Annotated in this window: 10 protein-coding genes; 3 read left to right on the forward strand and 7 right to left on the reverse strand. The window is 73.5% G+C overall.

Going from position 1 to position 8,624, the window contains the following annotated elements:
• Window positions 1–75 precede the first annotated feature (75 nt).
• Window positions 76–1,788 (reverse strand): Na+/H+ antiporter, encoded by a 1,713-nt coding sequence (locus ACPCK6_RS23725; RefSeq protein ID WP_423482271.1) that lies wholly within the window; start codon window positions 1,786–1,788, stop codon window positions 76–78.
• Window positions 1,789–1,852: 64 nt separating this feature from the next.
• On the opposite strand from ACPCK6_RS23725, the gene ACPCK6_RS23730 reads away from it, so the two are divergent.
• On the forward strand, window positions 1,853–2,590 hold the full coding sequence (locus ACPCK6_RS23730; RefSeq protein WP_396880189.1) for a Clp protease N-terminal domain-containing protein: 738 nt from the start codon (window positions 1,853–1,855) through the stop codon (window positions 2,588–2,590).
• 48 nt (window positions 2,591–2,638) lie between these two features.
• Here the strand turns inward: ACPCK6_RS23730 and ACPCK6_RS23735 are convergent, their stop codons facing one another.
• Window positions 2,639–3,157 carry a hypothetical protein gene (locus ACPCK6_RS23735; protein WP_423482272.1) on the reverse strand — a complete coding sequence of 173 codons (519 nt, stop codon included), beginning with the start codon at window positions 3,155–3,157 and terminating at the stop codon, window positions 2,639–2,641.
• 106 nt (window positions 3,158–3,263) lie between these two features.
• A complete protein-coding gene (locus tag ACPCK6_RS23740; RefSeq protein WP_135243641.1) occupies window positions 3,264–3,449 on the reverse strand; it encodes a DNA repair protein in 186 nt (61 codons plus the stop codon).
• A 229-nt stretch (window positions 3,450–3,678) separates the two neighbouring features.
• On the opposite strand from ACPCK6_RS23740, the gene ACPCK6_RS23745 reads away from it, so the two are divergent.
• Window positions 3,679–4,344, forward strand: coding sequence for a GNAT family N-acetyltransferase (locus tag ACPCK6_RS23745; protein ID WP_423482273.1), 666 nt, complete (start codon window positions 3,679–3,681; stop codon window positions 4,342–4,344).
• Between the two features lie 183 nt (window positions 4,345–4,527).
• On the opposite strand, the gene ACPCK6_RS23750 is transcribed toward ACPCK6_RS23745, so the two are convergent.
• The 4 genes from ACPCK6_RS23750 to ACPCK6_RS23765 all read right to left on the reverse strand — a co-directional run bounded on the left by ACPCK6_RS23750 (window position 4,528) and on the right by ACPCK6_RS23765 (window position 7,659).
• Window positions 4,528–5,232, reverse strand: a complete 705-nt coding sequence (locus tag ACPCK6_RS23750; RefSeq protein ID WP_396880191.1) for a TetR/AcrR family transcriptional regulator — start codon at window positions 5,230–5,232, stop codon at window positions 4,528–4,530.
• Complete coding sequence (locus tag ACPCK6_RS23755) at window positions 5,168–5,653, reverse strand: thiol-disulfide oxidoreductase DCC family protein (RefSeq protein ID WP_396880192.1); 486 nt, start codon at window positions 5,651–5,653, stop codon at window positions 5,168–5,170. The genes ACPCK6_RS23750 and ACPCK6_RS23755 overlap by 65 nt, the downstream gene beginning before the upstream one ends.
• A complete protein-coding gene (locus ACPCK6_RS23760; protein WP_396880193.1) occupies window positions 5,650–6,084 on the reverse strand; it encodes a hypothetical protein in 435 nt (144 codons plus the stop codon). The genes ACPCK6_RS23755 and ACPCK6_RS23760 overlap by 4 nt, the downstream gene beginning before the upstream one ends.
• A 120-nt stretch (window positions 6,085–6,204) precedes the next feature.
• Window positions 6,205–7,659, reverse strand: a complete 1,455-nt coding sequence (locus ACPCK6_RS23765; RefSeq protein ID WP_396880194.1) for a glycoside hydrolase family 3 protein — start codon at window positions 7,657–7,659, stop codon at window positions 6,205–6,207.
• A 124-nt stretch (window positions 7,660–7,783) separates the two neighbouring features.
• Between ACPCK6_RS23765 and ACPCK6_RS23770 the strand changes: the two genes are divergently transcribed.
• On the forward strand, window positions 7,784–8,624 hold an 841-nt coding region (locus tag ACPCK6_RS23770), incomplete at its 3' end, for an ROK family transcriptional regulator (RefSeq protein ID WP_423482274.1).

Consider the following 8,624-nt stretch of genomic DNA (forward strand, 5'->3'; position numbering starts at 1 on the left):
TTCACGGAACGATCTCGTACACGGTGGAGACTGTCCGGTAGGCGCTCAGGTCACACAAATGTGCTGGGCGACGGGTCAGCCCGGCGCCCGCTTCGGCAGCAGCAGCTCCTCGTGGTCGAGTTCGCGTTCCAGCACGCGCAGCTCCTCGTCCGGAAGCCGTCCGGAGTCGCGCCACCGCAGCAACTCCTCGCGCTGCGCTTCGAGGACGGTCCGGCGGATCCGCAGCGCCGTCTCGTACTCCGGTGAGGTGGGCAGCTCCGACGATCCGCTCTGCTCGATCAGGTCGAGCCGACCCCGGTAGCGGGCCAGCCGGGTCTGCAACTGGGCGCGCGTGGTGTCGACGGCCACAGTGCTGTCCGGCTCCTCGGCGGCGACGGTGTCGAGGCGGGCCAGGGCGGCCTCCACCGCTGCGGAGCGGGCCTCGTTGCGTACCCGGGCCTGGTCCTTCTCGTCGGCGCGCAGGCCGAGCATGCGCACGAGCGGCGCGAAGGTCAGGCCCTGCCCGACCAGCGTCACCAGGACGACCACGAAGGTGCAGAACAGCAGCAGGTCACGATCGGGGAAGGGGTCTCCGCTGTTGGTGGTCAGCGGCAGCGTGAAGATCGCGGCGAGGCTGATCACGCCGCGCGTACCGGACCAGCTCAGGGCCACCACCTCGCGGGAGGTCAGCCCGCGGGCGTTGCGGTCGACGCCGCCGAGGCGGCGTGCGGCATCAGGGTCGTCGGTGTCGTCCTGTTCGGCGACGCCACCGAGCCGGGTGTGCAGCGACCGGGGGAGCCACTGGGTCAGGATCAGCCAGGCCGGGCGCAGGAGCAGCACCACGCCGACGGACACGGCGACGGCGATGACGATCGTCGACGTCTCGTACTGGCGCAGGCCCCGCATGACGGCGGGGAGCTGCTGGCCGATCAGCAGGAAGACGAAGCCTTCGAGGAGGAAGTCGACGAGCCGCCACACGGCGTTGGTCTGGAGGCGGGCGGCTCCGGAGCCGAACTGCGGCGTCTGGTGGCCGACGATCAGGCCGGCGACCACCACTGCGAGTACGCCGGAGACGTGCAGCGCCTCGCCCAGCAGGTACGCCACGAACGGTGTCGCGAGCGAGATCGCGTTGGACAGCAGCGGGTCCGCGGTGAGCGGGCGGACCAGCCGTTTCGCCCGGGCGACGACCACGCCCACCGCGATGCCGCCGGCCGCCGCCAGCACGAACTGCCCGATCGCGGCGGGGAACGAGAAGGTGCCGCCCACGGCGGCGGCCACCGCGACGCTGAGCATGGTCAGCGCGGTGGCGTCGTTCAGCAGCCCTTCGCCCTGGATGATCGTGACCATCTTCGGTGGCAGGTTGACCCGGCGGCCCACGGCCAGGGCGGCGACCGGGTCGGGCGGGGCGATCGCGGCGCCGACAGCGATGCCTGCGGCCAGCGTCGCGCCTGCCACGAACAGGTGGAATCCGACGCCCACGAGCAGTCCGGTGAGGAGCACCAGCACCACGGAGAGGCTGACCACGATCCGCAGGTTGCGGCGGATGTCCAGCAGTGAGGAGTCGAGCGCGGCGCTGTAGAGCAGCGGCGGCAGCACGACCATGAGCACGAGGTCGGGGTCGAGGCCGACGTTGGGGCCGGGGAGCAGCGCGTACGCGATGCCGATGAGTGGCAGCAGCGCGGCTGCCGGTAGGCCGGTCCGGGAGGCCACCCACCGCACGGCGATGACGACCGCGACGGCGGCGAGCACGAACAGCAGTGTCGAATGGGTGCTCACCCCGACCGACAGTACCCGCGCCGAGATCATCATGCGACGCGGACGGTGTCGTCAACCGAGGGTTGACGATCCAGGATCGTCAACCTATGGTTGACGCATGGAGGAGACCGAACCGCTCAAGATGACCCAGCCGGTACGACTCGACGACCTCATCGACGGCATCAAGAAGGCACACACCGACGCGCTCGACCAGTTGGCCGGCGCCGTACTCGTCGCCGACCACCTGGGCGACGTGGCCGACCACCTGATCGGGCACTTCGTCGACCAGGCGCGCCGCTCCGGCGCCTCGTGGACGGAGATCGGCCGCAGCATGGGCGTCACCAAGCAGGCCGCCCAGAAGCGTTCCGCCGCCAAGGCGGAGACCGCCGCCGCGCTCGACCCGAACTCCGGGTTCGGCCGCTTCACCCCGCGCGCCCGCAACGTGGTGCTGGCCTCGCAGGAGGAGGCGCGGGCCGCGGGCAACGCCGAGATCACCCCGGGGCACGTCGCGCTCGGGCTGCTCGCCGAGCCGGAAGGGCTGGCCGCCGCGGCGATCACGGCTCGGGGCGTACCCCTGGAGCGGCTGCGGGAGGTCGTCACCGCGACGCTGCCGGCGAAGGCCGACCCGGTCCCGGACCTGATCCCCTACGACGCGCGGGCCAAGAAGGTCCTGGAGCTGACGTTCCGGGAGGCGCTGCGGATGGGGCACAACTACATCGGTACGGAGCACATCCTGCTCGCCCTGCTGGAGGAGGAGGGCGACGACGGCGTGCTGCGCGGCCTCGGCCTGGAGAAGTCCGCGCTGGAGTCGGCGTTCGAGGCGGCGCTCGCCGAGATCACCCGGAAAGGGGCCTGACCCCGCGCCGGGCACGCGTCACGGGGGCGCGTGCCCGGCGTCCGGGTGTCAGTCGGCGGTGGGGAAGCCGTACCGGGCGGCGTGCTCCGGGTCGGCCGGGTCGACCTGGCGGATGCCGGCGTCGGCCAGGCGCTTGTTCACCTCGTCGAGGTGCTCCCGGACCAGCCGGGCCTCCTCCTCGGTGACCCGGCCGCGGTGCGGGCGCCCGGCGTGCTCGATGGTGCCGTAGTCGATCTTCTCGGTGGTGCGGCGGGCCTTCGGCGGCTTGACCCGCTCGGCGGTCCGCAGCAGTTGCGCCATCGGTACGTCGGTCGCCATCGCGTCGAACTCGCTGGCGGTCAGCACCACCCGGCGCGGCTCACCGTGGCCGTGCCGGTCGTGGATCTCCACCACCGCGACGTCGAGCGCCGCGTCGTCGATGCTCTCCACCTCGACCGCGGTGGCGTCCAGCTGCACGGGGCCGGCGACCAGGTCCGGGTGCTCCAGGACGACGACCTTGACCACCTCGTCGTCGGGGCTGAGCACCTGACCGGTGAAGTCGGAGACGTGGATCGTCTTCTTGCCCATGCGCGGAGCTTCTCCTGTCGTAGGCCGGAAATCGGACCACAAGACGCTACCGCACAGGTGTGCGAAGGCCGGTACGCCGCCCGGCCGGTGTGTCGCCGCCCGCCCCTCAGAGTGGCGTGAGGCCACGCCAGGAGGCGGTGCCTGCCGGTTGCGCGTTCAGTTCGGCCCAGGAGAGTCCCCGGTCGCGGGCCTCGCGGTACGCCGGCTGCGCCGGGAACCGTCCGGCGTCGGCGGCGGCCCGCCAGCCGCGCTCCGGGTCCTGCTGGAATCGGTCATTCGGTTCGTGAGGCATGACCACTACCGTCCCAGAGAAACTTGTCCATGTATGAAAATGAATATGACGCAGGGTCGATGCCTTCGGTTCCGTGAAGCGCCGGAGTTCCTGCGGCCGGTGGCGGAGGCAGGAATCGGCGTCCGTCGCTGGCGTGCCGACCCTCTACCCGCCTGCCGCGCGTCTCAACCCCGGCGCGATCGCGGAATTCGGCGGACACGGGCGCGGCGTCCCGGCGTACCATGATCACGTGCTCGACCGGCGGGTCTTCCTTCATCTGGCGACCTGGTTGGGGCAGTGGCCGGCGGGCCCCGGGCTGCACGTGGTCCGGTCCCACCGCCGCGCCCGCCCGGCCTGGGACGGGCGGCTGCGCCCGGCCGTCGCGGTGACGGCGGGCGGCAGCACCGTCCTCTCCGTGGCCGCCGACCGGGTCGAGGCGGTCCGGACGCTGGTACGCGACCGGCCGCTCGGGGAGTGGCTGCCCGACCTGCCGGGCGCGGTCGGCACGCCCGAGTTCGTCGCGCACACCTCGGTCTTCCGCTGGTGCACCGACCCGGCGCCGCTGCCCGAGGTGGGGGAGTGGGTGCCGCCCACGCTGCCCGGGCTGCCGCCGTGGCTGCGGCTGTTCGACAGGGAGGTGCTCGTGGTCCGGGGCGCCGACGGCGCGTACCGGGCCGGCGTGGGGATCAAGCGGCACGACGCGTACGGGCACGAGCTGGCGGTGGGCACGGTGCCGACGGCGCGCGGGCGTGGCCTGGCCCGGCGGCTGGTCGCGCAGGCGGCCCGCCGGGTGCTCGACGAGGGGGCGATCCCCACCTACCTGCACGACCCGGGCAACGCGGCGTCCGGCCGGGTGGCCGAGGCGGCCGGGTTCCCGGATCGCGGCCTCACCGCGTTCGGCGTCTTCCCCCGCTGAGCCGGTCCGGATTCCCGGCCTGGCGCGGACCGTGGATCCCGGGCCGGATCCACGGTCCGCTGCTCTCCCCCAGGCCCCGACAGCGGTAACGCTATGTGTTAGTGCCTGTGGTCAACAAGGGGTGTGCCACTGTCCGGTTACGGACTCTCACCTGCGCAATCGCTGGCAGACGCGGCAGTGAGATCAGTGACGCAGCGTGTGGATCAGGGCGAGCGCCTGACGGGTGACGGGCCGCAGTACGCGCAGCCGGGACAGCCCCACCAGCCGGTCCACGAGCGGCACCACGCCGTCGATGAGCTGCCGGGTCTTGACCTGCCCCGCCGAGCGGTCGTGCACCCAGTAGAGCACCACCCCCATGTAGCCGAGCCAGAGCAGCTCGGGCAGTGCCTCGCGCAGCTCCTCGTCGAGCTTGACGGTGGACCCGGTGAGCGCCTCGCGGAACAGCGCGACGGACATGTCCCGGGGCTCCGACGACTCGGCGGAGAACGGGCTCAGCGGCGAGGTCGGCTCGGCCGCCGTCTTGAAGAAGGCGCCAGCGAACGCGTGGTACGGGCTCAGCACGTCGATGCCCGCGTGCAGCACCCCGGCCAGTCGCGGGCCGAAGTCCCGCTCGCGGGCGAGCACCGGGCCGGCTGCCTTCCGGTGCTCGCGCTGGGTGTCCGCGTAGAACTCCTGGACCAGGTGCTCCTTGGAGCCGAAGTAGTAGTAGGCGTTGCCCACCGCCACACCCGCCTCCTGGGCGACCGCGCGCATCGTCGTTCGGGCGTATCCGCGCTCGCGGAACAGCCGCATCGCGGTGTCCAGGATCAGCTGGCGGGTCTGCTCACCCCGGGGCGTCGACCCGCCCGGGCCACCCGCAGCCGTCGTCGGCGCACTCTGCTCGGTCATCGTCGTCACCGTATCCCGGTTCCCGGATCCGCTCGCGGACCGCGGAGGCCGCCGCCACCACCTTGCGGGCCAGCGGCAGCAGGTGTGGACGGGCCAGCCGCTCGGCCGTACCGCGATGCTCGCTGAGCGCCCAGAGGCAGGCGAACCAGGCGCCGTCGCCGCGGTAGACCGCGCCGGTGTCGGCCACCACCGTCAGGTCGCGCAACGTCGCGTCGTGGTCCAGCCCGGGAAAGCGCCGCCGGGCCTCGGCGGAACCGGCCGGCACGAACTCCAGCGGTACGAGCTGGGCGCGCGAGGCGAGCCAGCGTCGGGCGGCCCGGCACATCGGGCAGTCCGCGTCGAACAGGACGGTGAACCCGCGGATCCCACCGGCCCCGTGCCCGGTGGGATCCTGCGGGTGCCCGCCCGGGGCGGACGTCACCGGGCCGGCGGGTTCGGCCCCGCCGGTACCGGTCCGCCCTGCGGCGGGAGCATGCTGACCGGCGGCAGCGGCGGGTGGGTGGCCTGCTGCCGCAGGCGGCCGCGCCGGTAGCGGCCGAGCGCGAAGACGTTGAAGAAGTGCAGCGCGCCGAGCACCAGCAGGACGAATCCCACCTTCATGGAGAGCTGCTCCAGCGCCTGGCTGGTGTCGCCGACCGGACCGGACTCCTTCATCGCCACCGTGACGTAGCCGAGGTTGAGCAGGTAGAAGCCGACCACCAGCAGGCTGTTGACGGCCTCGGCCAGCCGGCTGTCGGCGAACACGTCCTGCAGGAACACCAGTCCGTTGCGGGACAGTGCCCGTGCCACCCAGACGGTGAGGCCGATGCTCACCGTCAGGTAGGCCAGGTACATCCAGACCTTCACGTCCATCCCCGTAGCCCTTCTTGAACGTGTTCAAATCGCTGACGCCCTGAGCGTACGACAGATTTTGAACGTGTTCAAGACGGCGGCCCGCCGCCCTTCCGGGCAGCGGGCCGCGTGGGGTGCGGGTCAGGCGGTCAGGCCGAGCGCGTCGGCGGCGGCACGGCCGTTGGCGTGACTGGCGCCGTGGGTGGCGACGAACGCGCGTGCGCCCGCCGGCCGCCACGCGCCCGGCCAGCCCATCTCGACCACAGTCACCTGATGCGTGGCGGCCAGCGCCTCGACCAGCTCACGCGCGCCGGGCAGCCGGTGCAGGTGCCGCCCGACCAGCACGACCGGCCGGTCCCCGGCGAGCCGCCGCACCTGCTCCGGGTCGGTCTCGCCCGCCACCGCGCGAGCCTGCTCGACCCCGGCGGCCAGGTGCGGGCCGAGCCCCCACGGCACCCGCCCCTCGGCGATGGTGGAGGGAGCGTGCACCTGCACCACCAGCGGCGCGGTGTCGCGGACGAGGTCGCCCTCCACGCGTACCGCCCGCAGCGCGGCGGCGTAGCCGAGGCCGTCGGCGGCGGGCGGCGGGGCGTCGGCGGGGCCGGTGGCGGCGGCGAGCGCGGCGGTCCGGCCGGCCGCCTCCTCGACCCGCTCGCGCGCCAGCCGGCCGTCGGCCATCGCCGCGACGATCTCCGCGGCGACCGACTCGACCAGCTCGGCGTCCACCCGGGCGCCGATGCAGAGCAGGTCCGCGCCGGCGGCCAGGGCCCGGACCGCGCCCGCGCCGACCCCGCCGGCAGCGAGCACCGCGCCCTTCATCTCCAGCGCGTCGGTGATCACCGCGCCGGTGAAGCCGTACTCGACGCGCAGCAGGTCGTGCAGGACCGCGCGGCTGAACGTGGCCGGGCCGTCGCCGGTCAGCGCCGGCACCCGGATGTGCGCGGTCATCACCGCGCGGACGCCCGCGTCGACCACGGCGGCGAACGGCGGCAGGTCGCGTTCCCGCAGGACGGCCGGCGGTACGTCGACAGTGGGCAGCTCGTGGTGGGAGTCCGCGACTGTGGCGCCGTGCCCGGGGAAGTGCTTGGCGCAGGCGGCCACACCGGTCGACTGGAGGCCGGCGACGGCGGCGGCCGAGTGGACGGCGACCCGCTTCGGGTCCGCCCCGAACGAGCGGGTGCCGATCACCGGGTTCTCGTCGGCGGTGTTCACGTCGACGGTGGGGGCGAGGTCGACGGTGATGCCGAGCGCGGCCAGCTCCCCGCCGATCGCCGCGTACACCCGGCGGGTCAGGTCGGGGTCGTCCACCGCGCCGAGCGCGGCGTTCCCGGGGTACGGGCTGCCGGTGGCGTGCGCCAGCCGGGTGACGTCGCCGCCCTCCTCGTCGATCGCGACGATCACGTCGGGGCGGCCGGCGCGCAGCGCCGCCGTGGACGCCGCCACCTGGGCCGGGTCGTGGATGTTGGTGCCGAACAGGGTGTGCCCGGCGAGCCCGTCGGCGAGCAGGTCGACCGCCCAGTCCGGCGGGACCGGTCCCGGGTACGCGGCCAGCAGCGTGCCCAGCGCGAGCCGGCGCAGTCCTGGATCCAGACCCACGAGTATCCCCTTTCCCTGCCGGGTCGTCCGACCTCCGCGGAAGGGGGTGGCCGATACGCTAACGGGCGCCCCTCGGCAGGCGTTTTGTGGTTAGAAAACTTTACTGAAAATTGAGGACGTTGGCATGAGTGCGACCCGGCTGCCCGGCACCCCCCGACTCCTGCGGGCGCTCAACGATCGTGCGGCGCTGGAGCTGCTGCTCGAACGCGGCCCACTGACCCGGGCCCGGATCGGTGAGCTGACCGGGCTGTCCAAGGTCACCGCGTCCCAGCTCGTCGAGCGGCTGGAGGAACGCGGCCTGGTCGCCCGGGTCGGCGAGCAGGCCGGCGGGCGGGGCCCGAACGCCCAGCTCTACGCCGTCCGGCCGAGCAGCGCGTACGTGGTGGGCGTGGAGGTGGGCGCGGAACGGGTGGTCGCCGCCTGCGCCGACATCACCGGCGCGGTGGCCGGCCGGGTCGAGCAGTCCACCAAGGACACCGACGACCCGGTCGGCGTGGTGCACAACGCCGTGGTCCAGGCGGCGGCCAGCGCCGGTGCGGAGCTGTCCGCCGTCCGGCGCGTCGTGCTCGGCACCCCCGGCCTGGTCGACCCGCAGACCGGCGACATCACGTTCGCGTTCAACCTGCCGCGCTGGCACAGCGGCCTGCTCGCCGCGCTGCGCGAGGACCTGGACACCCCCGTCGTGTTCGAGAACGACGTGAACCTCGCCGCGGTGGCCGAGGCGCAGTCCGGCGCGGCCCGTGGCACCGCCGACTTCGTGCTGGTCTGGGTGGACGCGGGCGTCGGCCTGGCCATCATGCTGGGTGGCCGGCTGCACCACGGCAGCAGCGGCGCGGCCGGCGAGATCGGTTACCTGCCGGTGCCCGGCGCGCCCATCCCGCGCGACGTGTCCAAGCGGGCCAAGCCGGCGTTCCAGCAGCTCGTCGGCGCCGACGCGGTACGCGCGGTGGCCGCCGAGCACGGTT

It is taken from the genome of Micromonospora sp. AB353, assembly GCF_049538395.1.
Lineage (GTDB): Bacteria > Actinomycetota > Actinomycetes > Mycobacteriales > Micromonosporaceae > Micromonospora > Micromonospora aurantiaca.